The 20,042-nt window shown below is 45.5% G+C and carries 16 protein-coding genes; 7 read left to right on the top strand and 9 right to left on the bottom strand.

Translation table 11 applies throughout. The features are described 5' to 3' along the window. Nucleotides 1-68 precede the first annotated feature (68 nt). Together ACYVGO_RS22485 and ACYVGO_RS22480 are read left to right on the top strand one after the other, a co-directional pair. On the top strand, nucleotides 69-947 hold the full coding sequence (locus ACYVGO_RS22485; RefSeq protein ID WP_460971202.1) for a glycerophosphodiester phosphodiesterase family protein: 879 nt from the start codon (nucleotides 69-71) through the stop codon (nucleotides 945-947). A 92-nt stretch (nucleotides 948-1,039) separates the two neighbouring features. Beyond that, nucleotides 1,040-2,299, top strand: a complete 1,260-nt coding sequence (locus ACYVGO_RS22480; RefSeq protein WP_460971201.1) for a ComEC/Rec2 family competence protein — start codon at nucleotides 1,040-1,042, stop codon at nucleotides 2,297-2,299. An 8-nt stretch (nucleotides 2,300-2,307) separates the two neighbouring features. On the opposite strand, the gene ACYVGO_RS22475 is transcribed toward ACYVGO_RS22480, so the two are convergent. After that, nucleotides 2,308-3,303, bottom strand: a complete 996-nt coding sequence (locus tag ACYVGO_RS22475; RefSeq protein ID WP_142776659.1) for a patatin-like phospholipase family protein — start codon at nucleotides 3,301-3,303, stop codon at nucleotides 2,308-2,310. Nucleotides 3,304-3,564: 261 nt separating this feature from the next. Between ACYVGO_RS22475 and ACYVGO_RS22470 the strand changes: the two genes are divergently transcribed. Further along, nucleotides 3,565-4,539 (top strand): polyprenyl synthetase family protein, encoded by a 975-nt coding sequence (locus ACYVGO_RS22470; protein ID WP_460971200.1) that lies wholly within the window; start codon nucleotides 3,565-3,567, stop codon nucleotides 4,537-4,539. 60 nt (nucleotides 4,540-4,599) lie between these two features. Here the strand turns inward: ACYVGO_RS22470 and ACYVGO_RS22465 are convergent, their stop codons facing one another. Further along, a complete protein-coding gene (locus ACYVGO_RS22465) occupies nucleotides 4,600-5,391 on the bottom strand; it encodes a sterol desaturase family protein (RefSeq protein ID WP_460971198.1) in 792 nt (263 codons plus the stop codon). Nucleotides 5,392-5,414: 23 nt separating this feature from the next. On the opposite strand from ACYVGO_RS22465, the gene ACYVGO_RS22460 reads away from it, so the two are divergent. After that, nucleotides 5,415-5,594, top strand: a complete 180-nt coding sequence (locus ACYVGO_RS22460) for a hypothetical protein (RefSeq protein WP_460971196.1) — start codon at nucleotides 5,415-5,417, stop codon at nucleotides 5,592-5,594. A gap of 15 nt (nucleotides 5,595-5,609) precedes the next feature. Continuing rightward, nucleotides 5,610-7,262, top strand: a complete 1,653-nt coding sequence (gene pafA / locus ACYVGO_RS22455; protein ID WP_460971195.1) for an alkaline phosphatase PafA — start codon at nucleotides 5,610-5,612, stop codon at nucleotides 7,260-7,262. Nucleotides 7,263-7,329: 67 nt separating this feature from the next. Here the strand turns inward: pafA and ACYVGO_RS22450 are convergent, their stop codons facing one another. Next, nucleotides 7,330-8,094 carry a biotin--[acetyl-CoA-carboxylase] ligase gene (locus ACYVGO_RS22450; RefSeq protein WP_460971194.1) on the bottom strand — a complete coding sequence of 255 codons (765 nt, stop codon included), beginning with the start codon at nucleotides 8,092-8,094 and terminating at the stop codon, nucleotides 7,330-7,332. 103 nt (nucleotides 8,095-8,197) lie between these two features. Between ACYVGO_RS22450 and rsfS the strand changes: the two genes are divergently transcribed. Next, entirely contained in the window at nucleotides 8,198-8,593 is a 396-nt protein-coding gene (gene rsfS, locus ACYVGO_RS22445) for a ribosome silencing factor (protein ID WP_142771876.1), read from the top strand. A gap of 220 nt (nucleotides 8,594-8,813) precedes the next feature. After that, the gene (gene ftsH, locus ACYVGO_RS22440) at nucleotides 8,814-10,844 is read left to right on the top strand and encodes an ATP-dependent zinc metalloprotease FtsH (protein ID WP_460971193.1); all 2,031 of its coding nucleotides are present in this window, start codon (nucleotides 8,814-8,816) and stop codon (nucleotides 10,842-10,844) included. Between the two features lie 55 nt (nucleotides 10,845-10,899). Here the strand turns inward: ftsH and ACYVGO_RS22435 are convergent, their stop codons facing one another. The 6 genes from ACYVGO_RS22435 to ACYVGO_RS22410 all read right to left on the bottom strand — a co-directional run bounded on the left by ACYVGO_RS22435 (nucleotide 10,900) and on the right by ACYVGO_RS22410 (nucleotide 20,018). Further along, on the bottom strand, nucleotides 10,900-11,391 hold the full coding sequence (locus ACYVGO_RS22435) for a metallophosphoesterase family protein (RefSeq protein ID WP_460971192.1): 492 nt from the start codon (nucleotides 11,389-11,391) through the stop codon (nucleotides 10,900-10,902). A 99-nt stretch (nucleotides 11,392-11,490) separates the two neighbouring features. Beyond that, a complete protein-coding gene (locus ACYVGO_RS22430; RefSeq protein ID WP_460971191.1) occupies nucleotides 11,491-13,188 on the bottom strand; it encodes a fatty acid--CoA ligase in 1,698 nt (565 codons plus the stop codon). A gap of 170 nt (nucleotides 13,189-13,358) precedes the next feature. Further along, a complete protein-coding gene (locus ACYVGO_RS22425) occupies nucleotides 13,359-14,600 on the bottom strand; it encodes a NupC/NupG family nucleoside CNT transporter (RefSeq protein WP_142771880.1) in 1,242 nt (413 codons plus the stop codon). A gap of 229 nt (nucleotides 14,601-14,829) precedes the next feature. Then, entirely contained in the window at nucleotides 14,830-17,172 is a 2,343-nt protein-coding gene (ppk1, locus tag ACYVGO_RS22420) for a polyphosphate kinase 1 (RefSeq protein ID WP_460971190.1), read from the bottom strand. A 67-nt stretch (nucleotides 17,173-17,239) separates the two neighbouring features. Beyond that, on the bottom strand, nucleotides 17,240-19,240 hold the full coding sequence (gene gyrB, locus ACYVGO_RS22415) for a DNA topoisomerase (ATP-hydrolyzing) subunit B (RefSeq protein ID WP_460971189.1): 2,001 nt from the start codon (nucleotides 19,238-19,240) through the stop codon (nucleotides 17,240-17,242). A gap of 373 nt (nucleotides 19,241-19,613) precedes the next feature. Next, a complete protein-coding gene (locus ACYVGO_RS22410; RefSeq protein ID WP_142771883.1) occupies nucleotides 19,614-20,018 on the bottom strand; it encodes a hypothetical protein in 405 nt (134 codons plus the stop codon). Between the last annotated feature and the right edge of the window lie 24 nt (nucleotides 20,019-20,042).

Raw genomic sequence — 20,042 nt, 5'->3', positions numbered from 1 at the left:
TTAATCGAATGAAAAATCCCCCGCACAGCGATTGTGACGGGGGATTTTTGCTTATTTAGATTTACGCTATGAAAATAACTATTTTCTTTTTACTGGTTTGCTCAATGGCAACTGAAGTGATGGCGCAAAAGCAAAACCGCTTTCATGACAATAAGATGATTGATGCCTTCTTCCAGTATAAACCAGACCGGAAGCGACCACTTATTCTGGCCCATCGGGGAGGGCCGGGGGCGTCGGATACCGAAAATTCGATTATCACATTCGACAAAACAACAAAGGTTCTTCCTGATGCTATCATTGAGATGGATGTGCGTATGACGCGAGACAGCGGCTTTGTGTTGTTGCACGATGCAACCTTAGATCGGGAGTCTGACGCCAAAGGCCCGGTAGCCGAACAGACAATGGCCGATCTGAGAAAAATTAAGCTCAAAACGCTCGCTGGCGAACTGACGAATCAGTCGATGCCCACCTTTACGGACATCCTGAACTGGAATAAAAATCGCTATATGTTAGCGCTGGATGTGAAGCCCGGAACAGATCCGCTTCGTGTAATGAAGGAGGTACAGAAGTACAAGGCTGAGTACTCTGTTTTTGTCATTTGTTATTCGATGGCCGATGCGCAACGTGTACGTGACCAATATCCGGTGCTTTGGCTGGCAGTTGGGATAAACAGTATAGCTGACCTTGAGCGACTGGAAGGCAGTAAACTGGCATCATCAGGAAGACTGATCGCGTTAACACCACAGAAGCTTCAGCCAACTACTTACTATGAACGGTTGCACAAACTCGGAATTCCCTGCTCGATTGGTACATATGGTCCTAACCAATTAGATGAAAAGACAATAGCAGAGGCTACGACTGGCTATCGGGACTTATTCCGGCAGGGTGGCGATATACTAACGACTGATCGCCCAGTTGATGTTTCCGTTTTGTTTTTAACTAAGTAATCTTGTGAAAATTTAAACACAGAGACACAGAGCACAGAGATAAAAAACATTTGCATTTAAAATTCTGTGTCTCTGTGTTTAAACCACTTTGTATGCAAGTCTCTCAGCTGTTAGCTTTCACTGTACTGTTCTTGTCGGCGACTAATACGTTCGCGCAACAGGTAGGGGAACCGCTGCCCGTTTGGCAGACGGGACAACTTGATATTCATCATATCAATACGGGGCAAGGGAATGCCACCTTTCTTGTGTTTCCTGATGGAGCAAGCTTATTAGTTGATGCGGGCGCTATTAGCCCGCTTGACTGGCGAACGAACAAGCCTCGAAACATTCCGATAAAGCCTACAAATGAGCGTCAGGCGGGCGAATGGATCGCTCGTTACATACGTACAGCCTTACGCTTTAAAGCCAACCCAGCGATTGATTACGCCATCATCACGCATTTTCATGACGATCATATGGGGTCACCGATAAACGCTGCCAGGCGGGCCACAGGTGGATATGCGCTAACGGGTATCACAGAAGTGGCTGAATACATTCCCATTCGTAAGATTCTGGATCGGGGCTGGCCTGATTACGCCTACCCACGATCTCTGGCCAATGATTCGATGGTCACTAATTACCGCCGATTCCTGAATTGGCAGATTCAGCATAAAGGGGTAGTTGTAGAACCGTTTCAGGCAGGGCGCAACAACCAGATTATGGTAGTCGGGCAATCTAAGTTAGGCCAAGAATATCCGGTTGAAATTAGAAACTTAGCCGTTAATGGAAGAATTTGGACGGGTACTGGTAACGAAACCCGGTCGCTCTTTCCCGACTTAACGCCGTTGAAACCTACAGAGTATCCAAACGAAAATATGTGCAGCATTGCATTTCAAATTCGTTATGGCGATTTTGATTATTTTTCGGGAGCTGATATCCAGGGTGTCCTTCAGTTCGGTACGCCTGCCTGGCATGATATAGAAACACCTCTGGCTAAAGTGGTGGGATCTGTAGACGTTCAATTACTTGATCACCATGGCTATGCTGATTCTGAAAATGGTGCTTTGTTGGCAAGCTTACGCCCTCGTGTGTTGGTAATACCGTCCTGGGCGTCTTCACATCCAGGCCGCGATGTACTCGAACGTATCTTCTCCGAACAGATATACTCTGGAGAGCGTGATGTATTCGCTACTAATTTACTAGACGAAGCCAAAACCGCTATTGGCGATTTCGTTCATCGACTAAAAAGTGAGTCCGGCCATATTGTCATACGCGTTGAGCCCGGTGGCAAATTCTATCGGGTGTTAGTTTTAGATGATACAAACGAGTCGTTTACTATAAAAGCAATCTGCGGACCTTATCCGTCGCGGTAACGGGATGGTCAGGGCAAAACCGTGGGATTGTCCGTTTGCCGATTCCACTTCAACATATCGGTTCCCGCCTGATATCCCTGAACAATCATCTTTCCGATGTCGTCGGATGTAAATTTCATCAGGTTTAAATAAAGAGGTTCCGTCGGTCGAATAATGGTTAGGTTAAGGCTACGACCATGAAGTTTTTCGCGTTCGGAGAAGCGTTCGGCCCAGGCAATGTCGTTGTTTACCAGTTGATTAACGGTAATGTCTTTTACCCGATCCATTAAGTTCAGTAGATTCCGGTAATTAAACTTCTCGTTGTAGATTTTCTTGGCGTGACAGGCAATACAGGCAATATCGGTAGCCCCATCCTCAATAGCCACACGTAAAGGAGCTACTTCGCGTAGGCCACCATCTAAGAACGCCCGCCGATGGTCGCCCCCAATTTGCACGGCCGGCATCAGAAAGGGGAGCGAACTACTGGCAAACACATAATCTAAAAAATTGGGATCGTGGACATCGGCATAACACATATCGCCCTGAATAATATCTACCGCGCCAACTTTAAGTGATACAGGCCCGGTTTTAATCGCTTCCAGATCAATATGACTACGAATTAGATTCTGGATAGGGGAGCTATCCAGTAAACCATCGAAACGACTCGTAATCGTGTTATACCCCATTCTGAACCGCGACCGAATGACAGCTACATCATCGGGTTTGGTAATATTCCGAATCCAGAACTCAATCAGGTATTTCCCTACTTTTTCCCAGTCAACCTTACCGTTTTCTGCATGCTGACGTGCCGCTTCGTTTGCAATAAAGGTGGCATTCAGACTCCCAACGGAAATGCCATATAATTGATCGGGTACAAAGCCGGACTCAAAGAGTGCCATAACCGCTCCAACCTGAAAGGCGCCTTTCAATGAGCCACCGCCCAGCACAAGAGCACGTACGGGAGATTGGGGGGTAGGTTGAACTGTAGTTGATTTTGGAAGTGATGGAGTCGGATTATCAATCATATCAGGCAAAAAATAGAGAACGTTAGCAGCACACAATTCGGGTAAGTTGAGACTTTTTAAGTAATAAACAAACGAATTGATGTACGGATAGTTATGAAAAGGTTGCCCGGTTTTCTAAACGGCTTTTTCGGCGTCTGCTCTTTACTTGCTATAATTGTCAGAAAATTAGTAAGTAAGTTGATAAGTCAGTAAGTGGCTGACGCGAGAGCAATGCATACATCTGCTACTTACTGACATCAATTTACCGACTTACCAACTATAATGCCCCTTACCGTCGCTGATATACAGGCTCCTATTGCTGTCGAAATGGAATTGTTCGAACAGAAGTTCCGGGGGCTGATGAAGAGTGACGTCATGCTCCTCGATCAGATTACGAAGTACATTGTGAAACGGAAAGGCAAACAGCTTCGCCCAATGTTTGTGTTTCTGATGGCGGGTGTTTGTGGACAAATTAATGAATCGACCTATCGGGGAGCCTCTCTCATTGAATTGTGTCACACCGCTTCTCTTGTCCATGACGATGTTGTTGATGAGTCCAACTATCGACGTGGTTTCTTTTCCATCAATGCTCTATGGAAAAATAAAGTAGCCGTTCTTGTTGGCGACTATTTGCTGACGCGTGGTCTCTTTCTTGCCGTTGATAATAATGATCATGATCTGCTTCGGATTGTTACCATGGCCGTGCGCGAGCTGAGCGAAGGTGAATTGCTTCAGATTGAAAAAGCCCGGCGATTAGATATTACCGAGGCTGTTTATTACGAGATAATCCGTCAAAAAACGGCTTCTCTGATTGCAGCTTGTTGTGCCGTAGGTGCACAATCGGTCGGTGTTGATAAGACTCTGGTTGAGAAGGCACGGGTTTTTGGGGAAAAAGTTGGAATCGCCTTCCAGATTAAAGACGATCTGTTTGATTACGGTACCGCCGAAGTTGGGAAGCCGCTAGGTATTGACATCAAGGAGAAAAAGATGACGCTGCCACTTATTTATGCACTTAATAAGGCTGGCTTCTTCGAGAAACGACGCATAATAAACATCATCAAAAACGAGAGCGAAAAGCCCAAAAAAGTCAATGAGGTAATTGCCTTCGTCAAGAATTCCGGCGGCATTGAGTACGCGACTAAGGCAATGAATCAATACGTTGCCGAAGCCCAGGAGTTGTTAAACGCCTTTCCTGACTCGCGCTATCGGCAGTCCTTACACCAACTTGTGCAGTATACTATTGATAGAAGTAAATAGTATATAGTAATAGGAGTGAGGAGTTGCTGATGCAACCCAATAACGGGCGTCAGTAACTCCTCACTTCTCACTACTAATACTATTTTTCGTTTTCTCCCCAAATAGTCGATGAAAATCCGGGCTTTCTGTTTTCATCCACTTATCCCAAAAAGTGAAGTATAAACCATAGTTGAACCGAAACTGGGTGTGGTGCAGGCTATGGTGCGTCGCGCCGATTAGCCAGCGTCCTAGCCAGTGATTGTCAAAGTTTTTTGGGTAGATTTCAGTATTCAAGTGGTTGACCGCGCTTGACATGGTCATAATCAATAAAATAATCCCTACTGCCGAAATATGCAGAGGCAATACGAATGTCATTACCGGAATGACAATGGCCTGTAATGTACTCTCAATCGGGTGAAACGAGAAAGCGGTCCAGGGTGAGGTTGTAATACTATCGTGGTGCGTTCTGTGAACCCATTTATACACGCCCGGTCGGTGCATCCAACGGTGAAGCCAATAATAATAGGTTTCGTGGATAAACAGAACTAGTATAATGCTGACCGGATACCACAGCAGTGGATAAGCATGAAAGTTTACATAGATTTTAGTATAGCCTGCCTGATAAGCCAGAATGACCCCCATGGCAATAGCCGTAAAGATGAGTGATGTCAGCAGCGACCACCGAATCTCTCGCCAATCCTGACCCGGTTTTCGAGGGCGTGTTTGCACGGCCCGGTGGGCAAACTGGTTTTTCATCGACACCTTGAATAGCCACCAGAATGCCAGCGAAAAAAGGACGTATCGCCCAAAAATAGCGCCGAAAAATAGTAGAGCTGTCAGCCAGAATGTAGCAGAACCAGTAATCTGAATCATACTGTATAAAGAGGATGCGGATAATGAATCCGTTGCTTAATCAACAGGATCAACACGATAATGTTGAGAAAAATCGCGCTACGTATACACAGATTGTTTTATTTTTTGGATTTGCCCGGATTGGGCTTTACAAAGGCTTTATACGCATCCGTCAATTGCCCACTAATTTGTTTTGTACATTTGTCCGAAAAGTTACTCAATAACCAACGAACGACCTTATGCGTCTGATTTCTTCCGTTTTGCTGTCGTCTCTGCTCACGATAACAGCCTTGGCTCAACCTAAAAAAATACCTTTACCAGCCCGCTCACCGTTAGCTAAACCTAAACTCGTTGTCGGAATTGTAGTCGATCAAATGCGGTACGATTACCTGTATCGGTATTACGCTAAATATGGTACGGGTGGCTTTAGGCGGCTGATGGATGAGGGGTTCAATGCCCGTAATAACCATTATCATTACGCAGCTACGTATACAGGCCCTGGTCATGCAGCTATTTATACGGGATCGGCCCCTGCTCTCAATGGCATTGTTGGTAATGACTTTTATGAGCGGAATATTGGCCGATTACTCTATTGTGCCGAGGATACTACAGTTAGTACGGTGGGTAATACAGGTAGTGCGGGCAAAATGTCGCCCCGGAACTTGCTCGTAACAACGATTGGTGATCAGCTTAAGCTTGCTACCGATGGTCGGGCTAAAGTTGTTGGGATTGCCTTGAAAGATCGGGGAGCCATTCTGCCAGCTGGTCACGCTGCCAATGCTGCCTATTGGTTCGATTCGAAAGATGGTAACTTTATTAGCAGCACATTTTATCAGAAGGAGTTACCTCAGTGGGTACAGGCATTTAACGCCCAGAAACTGCCCGAGAAATTTATTAGTCAGAAGTGGGAGCCTACATTAGCCTTGAACCAATATACAGAAAGCACTTCAGACGATCAATCGTATGAAGCAACAATGCCGGGTGAAGCCAAGTCTGTTTTCCCACATGAATTCGTTGTTCAAACCGGCAGCAGTAAATATGAAGTGCTGCGCACCAGCCCGTACGGAGATCAGATTACGAAAGAGTTTGCGCTGGCTGCGATAAAAGGAGAACAGTTGGGTCAACATGATGTAACCGATATGCTTTGTCTCAGTTTTTCATCCCCTGATTACATTGGCCACGCTTTTGGTACGCACGCCATAGAAACCGAGGATAACTACATTCGTTTAGATCGGCAATTGGCTGATATTTTTTCCCAGTTGGATGCAACTGTTGGAAAAGGACAATGGGTAGCCTTTCTATCGGCCGATCACGGCGCTGTTGATGCACCGGGTTTTTCACAGCAATATCGGATTCCGGCTGGTGTAAAGACCTATGGAGAAATTGGCGAAACGGTGAAAGCTACGCTCGAAAAAGCCTATGGCCCAGGGCAATGGATGCTGTCTTATATCAATCAGCAGGTTTATCTGAACCATGCCTTATTAAGGGAGAAAAAGATTGCCATGCAGGAGGTTTATGAATTGCTTCGGACTACCTTGCTCAAACAGAAAGCGGTAGTCAACGTGGTTAATTTACATAACCTGGGGGCCGAAGCGTTGCCTCTCTTGCAGGAAAATCTGTTTCGGAATGTTTATCATCCCAATCGTAGTGGCGATTTCTACGTAATGCAATCCCCAGGCTGGATCGAAGGACGGAATAAAGGCACTACACATGGTACTACCTATGCGTATGACACCCATGTACCATTCCTGCTCTACGGCTGGGGTGTAAAACCCGGTCAGACTCTCCGCCGGACACACATTCATGATATTGCCCCTACAATTACGGCGCTACTTGGATTATTAGAACCCAATGGAAGCATCGGTAATCCCGTAGAGGAAGCCATAAAATGATATATGATGTATGATATAGGTTATATGATGTATTGCCGTTTATATATCATATAACCTATATCATACATCATATATAAAAACTAACTTCTTTAAAACTAAAGTATCGTACCTGGCCGTCGATTGCAATTGCAAGACGGCCAGTTGTGTCTATACCAATGATTGTTCCCCGGAAAAGATGCCCATCCGATTCGAACGTATGTTCTTCCTGATACCGATAAAGTAGTTGTAAGTAGTTTATCTTTAGTACGTCACGCTGGCCTGAGCGAAGTTGCAGATAACGTTGTTCAAGGGTTTCGCAGAGACGGCTCAGTAGACCTGGCAAGTCATACGCATTAGGAAGTGGCGATTGGAACTGGAGCGAAGTGGCCGTTGAGTAGCCGAATTCGGTTTGATTTATATTCAGACCCATTCCCACAATCGACCACTCGATTGTATAACCATGTAAAATATTTTCGATTAGAATTCCGCCTAATTTCTGATCGCCTACGTAAATATCATTAGGCCATTTAATGCGTAGCGTATCGCCAACGAGAGGGGAAAGTGCATCATAAATACCCAGCGAAATGGCTATGTTCAGCCAAAACTGCTCCGTTGCTGCTAAAAAAGAAGGCTTTAGAATCAGTGAAACGGTTAGATTTTGCCCACTTTTTGCTTCCCATTTATTACCACGCTGTCCTCGTCCGGCTGTCTGATTGTCCGTTATGACAAGCATGCCTTCTGGTGGGTCTATTTGGGCAATCAAAGCAGACGCTTCGTCGTTAGTAGACTGACAGCTTGGCAGATATTGGATTATTTGTCCAAGAAAAAGCGTTTTGGGATAGATTTTGTACAAAATATTGTATAGTTTAGTAGTAGAGCTAATGAATGGTGCTTAGGGCCTTATGTCCTTCAGACAAAGTACCCGCTGGTTAGCGTGGCAATGTTAAACCGAAAGCATGAGAATTAACAACAATAAAGACTTTACCGCAGAGCAAATACGTGATTTCGTTGTTCGCGGAATGCAGGAAAAAAAAGGGCAGGACATCGTCGTAATGGACTTGCGGAATGTGAAGAACGCTATCTGTGATTACTTTGTCATTTGCTCGGGTAACTCCGATACACAAATTGACGCCATCTCAACGTCTATTGAAGAAGAAGTTTATAAAGCGAGCAAACAAGATCCCTGGCATAAGGAAGGCAAACTAAACCGGGAGTGGATTTTGTTAGATTATGTAGATGTTGTAGCGCACGTATTTAAAAAAGAGCGCCGATCTTTTTACGATCTTGAACAACTTTGGGGGGATGCTGAAATTCGTTTAATTGAAGACAACGAACTATCAGTAGCTTCCTGAATAACAATCATTGACTAATACGTTTTCTGTAAACAAGTAGCTATCGCTAACAGAATAACCAATAAAACAATGACTCATTATTCATTGCATTTAACTAAAATAGGTTCATAATGGGCCGTTTATCGGACTGATTAACCGTCTGTCCCAACCGTTTTACGAAAGAAACATTCAATTGCAAAACGGTGTTACTTGTTGAAATCCGTTTGTATAACCTGAAGAAATGGCAGATAATAATAATAGAAATCCGTTAGTACCTCGTGGAGGGCCTCGTAAGCCTAACTTTCAGGGTTGGATTGTTGCGTTGCTGATTGCCGCCATTCTTGGCATTACGTTCTTTAACAAAAGCTCGGCCACTCGCGAAACAACGCAGAAGCGGTTCGAGGCTATGGTGAAAGATCACGAAGTTGCCGAAGTGACGGTGGTAAATGATAAAATTGCTGAAGTGACACTCACGCAGCAGGCCGCGCAAAGCCCTAAATACCGATCCTTGTTTACCGAAAAGCCTTATTTTGGTAGCGGTCATGGCCCACATTTTCAATTTCAGATAGCATCTGGTGAAACCTTTAAGAAGGATTTAGATGCTATGCAGCAGGGTGTACCCGCTGGTGATAAGGTTGATTATAAATTCGAACAACGCAGCGACTTTGGTAGTATTATCAGCACATGGGGATTCCTGATTGTTATGATACTGGCTATGTATTTCCTGCTGGGCCGAATGTCGGGCGCAGGTGGCCCTGGTGGTCAGATTTTCAATATTGGTAAGTCGAAAGCCGCGTTATTCGATGCGGATAATAAGGTGAAAATCACCTTTAACGACGTAGCTGGCCTGGATGAAGCGAAGGAGGAAATCAAGGAAATTGTTGATTACCTTAAGAATCCAACCAAGTTTACGAAACTGGGTGCTAAAATTCCGAAAGGCGCTTTGCTGATTGGCCCTCCGGGTACCGGTAAAACTCTGTTGGCGAAAGCTGTTGCGGGTGAAGCAGGTGTTCCGTTCTTTTCGCTATCGGGCTCCGATTTCGTGGAAATGTTTGTTGGAGTGGGTGCTGCGCGTGTGCGTGACCTGTTTAAGCAAGCGAAAGAGAAAGCGCCTTGTATTATCTTCATTGATGAGATTGACGCGGTAGGTCGTTCACGTGGGCGAGGTTCAATGCCTGGTGCTAATGATGAGCGCGAAAACACACTCAACTCCTTATTAGTTGAAATGGATGGGTTTGCCACTGACTCGGGTATCATTATCCTGGCAGCAACAAACCGCCCAGATGTACTTGATTCGGCGCTATCTCGTCCTGGCCGTTTTGACCGTCAAATCAGTATCGATAAGCCAGATATTATTGGTCGGGAGGCTATCTTCCGGGTTCACTTGAAACCAATTAAGTTGTCGCCTGATGTTGATCCAAGAGAACTGGCAGCCCAAACACCAGGGTTTGCTGGTGCTGAAATTGCCAACGTTTGCAATGAAGCAGCCCTGATTGCTGCCCGTAGCGACAAGGAAGCCGTCGATATGAAGGATTTTCAGGACGCTATGGATCGAGTGATCGGTGGTCTGGAAAAGAAGAACAAGATTATTTCTCCTGAGGAAAAAGAAATTGTTGCCTATCATGAAGCAGGTCACGCAGTGGCAGGCTGGTTCCTTGAACATGCCGATCCGCTCGTGAAAGTGACCATCGTGCCACGTGGGGTAGCCGCTCTGGGTTACGCCCAATATCTACCACGTGAACAGTACCTATATCGTACTGAGCAACTCATGGACGAAATGTGCATGGCATTAGGTGGACGGGCTGCTGAAGACCTTATTTTCGGCAAAGTATCGACGGGTGCATTGAGCGATCTGGAACGTATCACGAAACTGGCGTACAGTATGGTGACGATGTATGGTATGAATGATAAGATTGGTAATGTATCATTCTACGATTCAAAACAATCAGATTACGCATTTAATAAGCCGTACTCTGAAGAGACTGCCAAGCATATTGACGAAGAAGTTCGTAAGATTGTTGATATTGCCTACACACGGACGAAAGAGTTGCTGTCTGAGCACCGTGAAGCGTTGGAAATCATCGCTAAGGAATTGCTCTCGAAAGAAATTCTGTATCAAAACGATTTAGTTCGTTTGATCGGGAAACGTCCTTTTGAGCGTGAAACCGTTTACCAGGCCTATAAAAACAAAGGTGTAGCTGAGGAAGTTAAAGAAGAAATCGGTAAGGAATCTAAGCCTGCTGAAACAGAGCCTGAATCGCTGCCGATATAAGTTTTGAGTCTTAACAAAAAAGGGCTTCCTGAACAGGGAGCCCTTTTTTGTTGGCTTACTTTTTACCTAGTTCGATCACTTGCATATCTAAAACTCGGCCCGCGTCGAGCGAAAATCGAATGGCAGTTCGCATAATATGAAAGCCCGTTTTCCCGGCCGCGCCTGGATTTACAAAGAGCATATTATTCATCGTTGAATCTCGTGTAACTTTGAGGATATGCGAATGCCCGCATACAAACAGATTAGGGGTGTTTTCCTTGAGTTGTGGACGAACGACAGGATTATATCTGGGCGGTGAACCACCAATGTGTGTCATCCAAATGGTCAAGCCCTCAAGCTCGAAACGCTGGTTGGCTGGCAAATCGATGCTTTCGCGATCAATGTTGCCCGATACAACTCGAAGTGGTCGAAACGCTCGCAATTGATCTGCAACCGATAACGCACCTACATCTCCTGCATGCCAGATTTCATCACATGCCTCAAAATGCGTGAAAATTTGAGGGTCCAGATAACTATGTGTGTCAGATAATAAGCCAATTCGAGTCATAGGAGGTAAACACAGAGGAATGAAGATTTTTACAGAGAACACAGAAAAATAGTCTCTGTGTTCTCTGTGAAAATCTCCGCTCCTCTGTGTTTGAAAAAATTACACTGCTTGAGTTCCTAAAATAGCGTCCTTCATCTCGCTTCGGATACGCTTTTTGTCGATTTTGCCAACGCTGGTCTTTGGAATTTCCGGCACAAATAAAATCCGGTCGGGAACGTACCATTTGTGAAGATCACCCCGATCTACTTTTTCTTTTAGGCCAGCTTTAATCCCTTCTGCTGTTAGCGTATAGCCTGGTTTTTGAACGATCAAGGCATGTGGCCGTTCACCCCAGCGAACGTCCGGAAGCCCTACTACAGCCGATTCGGCAACCCCTTCTACCTGCGAAAGTACGTTCTCCATGTCCAGCGAGGATACCCATTCTCCACCGGTTTTAATAACGTCTTTGGTTCGGTCTGCAATCATGACCCAATAATCCGGTGATATGCTGGCGACATCGCCCGTATGGAGCCAACCACCTTTCCAGAGTTCAGCACCTCGTTCGGGATCATTGTAATAACCTTGGGTCAGCCAAGGGCCCCGTGCTACAATTTCGCCAAGGGAGTGACCATCATGCGGAACGAAATTCCCTTCATCATCCATAAGTCGCATCTCAATGAAGGGAGAAATCCGGCCTGCCCGCGTGCGTAATTCAATCTGTTCTTCCATTGGTAATGCCTGCTCCTGCTCATTCAGATAGCCAACGGCCATGACAGGCGCAGTTTCAGACATACCATAGCCTGACATGACTGTGATGCCTAAATCGGTAGCGGCCTGGGCTAGTCCTTTTGTGAGCGCCGAGCCACCAATCAGCACCTTCCAACGACTCAAATTATCACGGAACTTCGGAGCTGCCGGGCTACTAACGAGCATGTTCAAAATGGTCGGGACACAGTGCGAAAGCGTAACTCCTTCCTTAATCAGTAATTTGAGCAGTAATTCCGGTTCGTAACGACCTGGATAAACCTGCTTAGCCGACATCATGGTTGCCAGGAATGGGAACCCCCACGCGTGTACATGGAACATAGGCGTAATGGGCATGTACACATCTGTTGACCCTTTGAAAGGCATCGCTTCATACCCAATAATATAAGCCAACAAACCCATAGTATGCATGAATAATTGGCGGTGCGAGAAATAAACGCCTTTAGGATTACCTGTTGTTCCTGTCGTATAGAACGTTGTTGCCCAGGTATTTTCGTCGAAATCCGGGAAGTCATAGTCTGGCGATGCCTCCTTTAATAAGGCCTCGTATTCGCCCGAAAAATAGGCTGGTAGATCGCTAAGGACCTCCAGAGCCGTAGGGCCATACACTTTATCACTCAGAACAACGAATTTTTCAACGGTTGTAAGCTGGTCTTTTATAGCAGCCAGGATCGGCAAAAAATCTTCGTGAATCAGTACTACTTTATCCTCGGCGTGATTCATCGTATAGAGAATCTGAGCAGGTGATAACCGAACGTTGACAGTATGCAGAATGGCCCCAACACTCGTAACACCGAAGAAACATTCAAGGTATCGGTGGCTATCCCAGTCTAGTACGGCTATAGTATCACCTGCCACCACACCTAAATCGGCTAGAACATTAGCCAGTTGTCGAACCCGCTGGTTGAATTGAACATAGTTCATGCGAAATAAGTCACGATAAACAATTTCGCGTTGTGGTTCGTATTTAAGCGATTGGGCTAATAGGGACTTTATGAGTAAGGGAGGCTCGCTAGCTTCGGCAGTACGCGGAATTAGTTTTGTCTGGATCATTTTATTCTGGATGGGGTTTAGATCATACATCTGTATGGAAGCACCGGTACTAAAACGTTAGGAATCGAAAGTAGGATTGAATAATGTAAAGAAAAAATAGTAATGAGCAAAAAAGCCCGGCTACTGACGAATCAGAGCCGGGCGGGTATACTATCGAGTGGGCGTTAAAATCAAATCAGTAATCCAGCCAGCGTTGCTGACATATAGCTGGCTAATGTACCACAGATAAGGGCTTTGAACCCTAATTTGGCCAAGTCGCTCCGGCGCTTCGGAGCCAACTCGCCAATACCTCCCACCTGAATGGCAATAGAGCTAAAATTGGCAAATCCGCAGAGTGCAAAACTAACAATGGCAATTGTTTTAGGGTCGAGAGTGGATTTGACTTTCACTAATTCTAAGTAGGCAACAAACTCGTTTACAACCATTTTTGTCCCCATTAACGACCCCGCAACCTGTATATCTTTACCAGGAACCCCCATTGCCCAGGCAAATACAGAGAATACTTTCCCCAGTAAAAAATTCATGCTTAGGTAGTCTATTCCTAATACATAGAATCCAAGGTGAAACAGTAAACTGTCAATTAAGGCAATGAGCGCAATGAAGCCAATAAGCATGGCAATTACGTTGAATCCTACTTTTAGGCCTTCGCTGGCACCGGAAGCAATCGCATCGAGCAGGTTAGCGTGGACCTTCTTAATTTCAACTTTCACGGTTCCCTGTGTTTCCGAAACCTTTGTTTCGGGCATTACAATTTTGCTGATCACCAGAGCCCCTGGCGCAGCCATGATACTGGCTGCTAACAGATATGGAGCCGGTACGCCCAAGGAGATATAAACAGCCAACACACCACCGGCTATACAGGCAAAAGAGCCTGTCATACTGGCCAGTAGTTCGGAGTTGGTCATGCCGTTCAAATACGGTTTAATCATGATCTGGGCTTCTACCTGACCCACAAAGGTACTTGCCACGTTCGAGAGCGCTTCAGCTCCACTTACGCCAAGCAGCCACTTCATAGCGCGAGCCATAACGGCAACTACACGCTGCATAATGCCTAAATGGTAAAAAATATTGACCAGAACGGCCACAAAAATAATTGTCGGAATAACCTTGAAGAAGAAAATAAAGTTGTTTTCTGGACCGAAAGCCTTTGTCAGAACATCGGGTTTGACCAGCGATGAGAAAACAAACTCAGCGCCTTTGTTGGCTTTTTGTAAAAGGCGGTCAACATAAAAGCCAAGTGCCTGAAAGAGGTTGCTTCCAAATTCGGTTTTTAGAACAAATAAGGCCAGCCCGAACTGGAGACCTAATCCTACGCCAACAGTACGGTAATTAATTGCTTTTCGGTTATCAGAGAGAGCGTAGGCGATGCCCAGAATTAAAACAATGCCAATCAGGCCGGTAAAACGATCCATTCAGTGATGATGAAATTACAGTTAGGTGGGCTAAGATACAAAAAGAAGCACACTACGAGTCCACCCTAAAGAGAACAAAATGAAAACTGGCTGATTTAACGAATATTATTCGTTAAATCAGCCAGTTTTCAGTAGCCATATTTTGCTTAGATGAGGGTGGTCAGTATAGGCAAAATGTATGACTATGGATTGAGAATAGCAGGAGGTCTCTGCAAAATTCATCTGCCCCTTAAATATCCGCAATAGCGCGTTCGGCACCTTCCTGATATTCTTCTTCAATTTTAGCGACCTCTGCTGGTTTAATCTCTGGGTCGAATAGCCGGGCTTCAATTGCCTCTTTCTCCGTCACATCAAAAAAACGCTGGTGCATATTGAATGGCTCACCACCTTCGGGTACCTCGCACTTCTGAAAATCCCCGTCTTCTTTCAATTCGTAGGAATTGACATTGTCGAGCAGGTTGTATTTCAGAATCAGAATAGCTTGCTGTTTCACCCGTAAATCTGCCAGGTAAAACAGTGACTCGATACGTCGGTCGAAACTGCGCACCATGACATCGGCACTACCACTATACACCTTTGGATCGCCGTTGTTGTGAAAATAATAAATACGGGTGTGTTCTAGAAAATCGCCGACAATAGATCGTACGGTGATGTGTTCGCTCAATCCCTCCCGCTGCGGGCGCAGGCAGCAAATACTTCGCACAATGAGCCGAATGGGTACGCCAGCCTGTGAGGCCTTGTATAATTCGTCAATGACCTGTTTGTCTTCCAGCGAGTTGACTTTAATACAGATACCACTGGGCAGATCGCGTTTGGCATTTTCAGCTTCCAACCGAATAAGCCGAACCAACTGATCGCGCATATCACGCGGGGCTGTAATCAGGTATTGGTATTCGTTGGGTAATGAGTGGCCTGTAATTACATTGAAAAATTCCGATATATCGTGTGTATACGTCTCATTGGTCGTCAACAGGCCAATATCGGTATAGAGTTTCGAGGTATCTTCATTATAATTGCCGGTGGCCATATGCGCATACCGTACAACCCGACTGCCCTCGCTGCGCACAACCAGTAATAGCTTGGTATGCGTTTTGAAACGGCTAATGCCATAGATCACAAAGCACCCGGCTTTCTGTAAGCGCTGTGCTTCTCGGATGTTATTTTCTTCGTCGAAACGGGCTTTTACTTCGAATAAAACGGATACGTGCTTACCATTTTCAGCCGCTTTCAAGAGGGCTTCGGTGATGCGTGAGCGTTTCGCCAGCCGGTAGACCGTTATTTTGATCGCCAGTACATTTGGGTCTTCCGCTGCCTGTTCGAGCAGTTGCAGTACGGGCTCGAAATTGTTGTAAGGGTGATGCAGTAGTAAATCTCGCTGCTTGATCGTTTCAAAAATATCGTCCGTTTTTTCACGGGTAAAGCCTAGTGGGAGAACTGGCGCATGAGGACGAGGCATGTCATCTTTAAATTCCGGGTGACCGATGATTTGCCAGCATGCCGAAAAGTCAAGCAAACCAGCCGACTCGAAAATATTCAAATCATCAATTTCCCAGCGTTTTTTAAGCAGGTTCAACATCCAGGGCGAATTCGTTCTGGATGCAGTGTTTGTATAAGTTTCTACCTCAACGCGGGTGACACGGCCTAAGCGACGATTCTTGATTTTCTGACGGACTTCATCGATAAAATCGACTTCGTCATCGTCATTTTCGTCAAGCGTAAAATCGCCATTACGTGTAATACGAAACAGATTTACCGATAGTATTTCGACGTTGCGGTAGAGCTTTTTAATATTGTGCCGAACGATTTCTTCGATCGGTAAAAAGAGAATACGATCCTCATGCTCAAACGATAGAAAGCGTGGCAGATTGGCCGGAATTTGTACAAACGATAAGCGTTGACGGTCATCTTCATCATCTGAATGCTGATTCTGCATATCGATGCTATCGGGACTCTGCGTGACCACTCCGAAAATGAGCACTTTGGCCAGTAACACCGGGAATGTGTGCGTATAGTCATACAGCATCGGTGTTAATGTCGGGTAAATAGCCCGATCAAAATAGTTTGTTGCTTCTGTCCGCTCCTCTGGGCTCAGGTTTTCGTATGTGACTAACTGAAGCCCATTTTCGCTAAATAATGGCAGCAATTGTTCGGTAAACACCGTTTGCTGGTCCTGACAAAGTTGATGAGCTGCCGTAAATAAAGCTTTTCTGAAAGGTACTTCACGAAGCCCGGAGTAGTCGACGCGCTGTTTATGATAATCCAGGTAATTGTACAAACTCCCAACGCGAATCATAAAAAACTCATCGAGGTTTGAGGCCGAAATTGCCAGAAACTTCAACCGTTCCATGAGCGTTCGGTGCGGGCTACGCGCCTGATCCAGAACACGTTCGTTAAATTTAAGCCAGCTTAAATCACGGCTGAGGTAATCGCTTTGATCAATTACACTGCTTACTTTTTCACTAACTTTTGCCATTTTATCAGTGACCTGGGCGGTGGTAGTTGACTGACGGTGTGTAAACCGGGAAACTAAATTGCCCAATATAGTTCGGTTCGGATTCAGGGAATAACGCATACTCATTTCAAACTTTGAAGTACAACAAAAAAGCGGACTAAAAAGCCCGCTTTATGTTATCATTCGGTTAAACATCCACTCGGGCATATTTCGCATTTCGTTCGATGAATTCGCGTCGGGGCGCTACTTCATCGCCCATGAGTGTCGAAAACACGTGGTCGGCATCGGCTGCCGATTCCACCGTTACAACTTTCAGGGTTCTTGTATCAGGATTCATGGTTGTGCTCCAAAGCTGCTCGGCGTTCATTTCTCCAAGACCTTTGTAGCGTTGTATACCTACATTCTCTTCTTTACCGCCAGCTGCTAACTCTTTTACCGCTGCTTCGCGCTGGGCTTCCGTCCAGCAATACCGCTCCTCTTTCCCTTTTTTGATCAGATAAAGTGGAGGTTGCGCAATGTAGATATAGCCATTGTCGATCAGCGCCTTCATGTTGCGGTAAAACAACGTCAGAATCAATGTTCTAATGTGACTACCATCGACGTCGGCATCGGTCATGATGATGATTTTGTGATACCGGAGTTTTTCCAGGTTCATCACCGTCTCATCATCTTTTTTCTCTAAGCGGATGCCCAGCGCTGTCCAGATATTTTTGATTTCTTCGTTTTCGTAGATCTTATGCTCCATGGCCTTCTCTACGTTCAGGATCTTACCACGCAGGGGTAAAATAGCCTGAAACGCCCGGTTACGACCCTGTTTGGCAGTTCCGCCAGCGGAGTCACCCTCAACCAAATAGAGTTCACATTTCTCAGGATCAGTATCGGAGCAGTCGGCTAGTTTGCCGGGTAAGCCCATACCGCCCATGAAATCCTTGCGCTCGGTCATGATGCGCTTGTAAGCCAGATCGGCAGCAATCCGCGCCTGAGCCGACACAAGGACTTTTTTAACGATACCTTTCGCTGTATTTGGATTTTCTTCCAGCCAAGTTTCGAGCAGATCGGCCATTGCCTGACTCACTGCACTGACAACTTCCTGGTTACCTAATTTGGTTTTGGTTTGGCCCTCAAACTGGGGTTCCTGAACCTTTACCGAAATAACGGCCGTTAGACCCTTCCGGAAATCTTCACCGCTAAACGCAACCTTACCCGAGTTCTTGGGCAATACGCCGGGGTTTTTGTCAGCATAGTTTTTCAATACCCGTGTTAAGGCCGAGCGGAAACCCTGTACGTGGGTACCGCCTTCGTGAGTGTTGATGTTGTTAACATACGAGAGTACGTTTTCACCTGCTTCATAGTTATACACCAGAGCAACCTGTACGGGAGTCGATCCTTTGGTGTTCTCCATGTAAATAGGCTTCATTCCATCAAGGGGGGGGCGTGTTTGGTCGAGGTACTCGACAAACTCAACTAAACCTCCTTGTGAATAGAAATCATCATGGCGCACGGGTTCACCAGCCTCATCCAGCTCACGCAGGTCGTTCAGGAAAATATGGATGCCTTTATTCAAATACGCTAACTCACGCAGGCGGCCTGCTACAGTGTCGTATTTGTAGACGGTGTCCGTGAATATAGTGGCATCAGGCTTAAAGTGCGTCCGTGTGCCTGTATCCTCGGCATCACCTATGATACGCACATCATAAATAGGAATACCTATTTTATATTCCTGCTCAAAGATTTTACCTTCCCGATGAACTTCTACGCGAAGGTCTGTTGAGAGGGCGTTTACGCAGGATACACCGACGCCGTGCAGACCGCCGGATACTTTGTAAGTATCTTTATCAAATTTACCACCGGCATGCAGCATGGTCATCGCCATCTGTAGCGCCGAAACGCCCATCTTGGTATTGATGCCTGTTGGGATACCCCGGCCGTTATCCTGTACCGTTACAGAGTTATCCGGATTAATCGTTACCGTAATTTTGTCGCAGTAGCCTGCCAGTGCTTCGTCAATGGAGTTATCAACGACCTCCCAGATCAAGTGGTGCAATCCACGCGTACCAACGTCACCAATGTACATGGATGGACGTTTGCGAACAGCTTCCAGGCCTTCTAACACCTGAATGTTATCAGCACCGTAGTTACCTAACGCAGTTTCAACGGGGGCGTCTGCTTCAATTATTTCGTTGGTCATATCAGAATAGGAGCAAGTCTGAAATTTGTTGTTTCAGGCTTAAAAAATAGCCCATTTTTATGTGTCTATACAGATTGTAAAAATACAAAAATAATTCATCTTTTCCTATCGATTTTGGCCCGTATTTACTGAATGTGCTTAAAATTTGCCTAACCATCAGGTAATGGGGTAGTTAATGGCTTTGCACTTGTTTTGATGCCCTTTTAGGCTACCTTGTCAGACGTATTTCGATTGAGTTAGTAACGGGAGAAAATGGAATTTCGCTGTACTTATTTTAGAAAAGCTGTTTCCCGAAAAAGTATTATTAGTAGCTCTAAAACAATCAAGCCGAATCAATCTGATTCGGCTTGATAAAAGGCAGAAAAAGTACTGATTAATCTTCGGGGTATGGAATATACACAAAGCCCGCAAAATCGCCGTGCACGACGAATAAACAGCAATATTCATCAGGCTTTTTATAGTTTTCCTTCCACAAGTCAATTGAGTCCTCGCCGATGAGTTCGCGTTGAATAAACTCATCCAGAAAAGAGGCTTTGTAATTCCATTTATTCTCCAGTTCATCGGCCGCGATGAGCACTTGCCCTATCGGAACATCCCGGCGTGATGCGACAAAAACAGGATACTCTGAAAAGCCGCGCTTACGAATCTGATAGGACGCTTCTTTAAGCTGATCGGATACCTTCACGAAATCAGACGAAATCGTTCCCATCAACTCTTTATTGACATCGTACGAGTTGGCGTCGTCGAGGAGGGTATTTTCGTTGCTATGGTTAATCATGGGAAGAAAGTTTGTAGTTTGACG

The organism is Spirosoma migulaei, assembly GCF_054776855.1.
The sequence above is the reverse complement of the archived record's forward strand: the minus strand, read 5'-3'. Positions and strand labels throughout refer to the sequence as shown.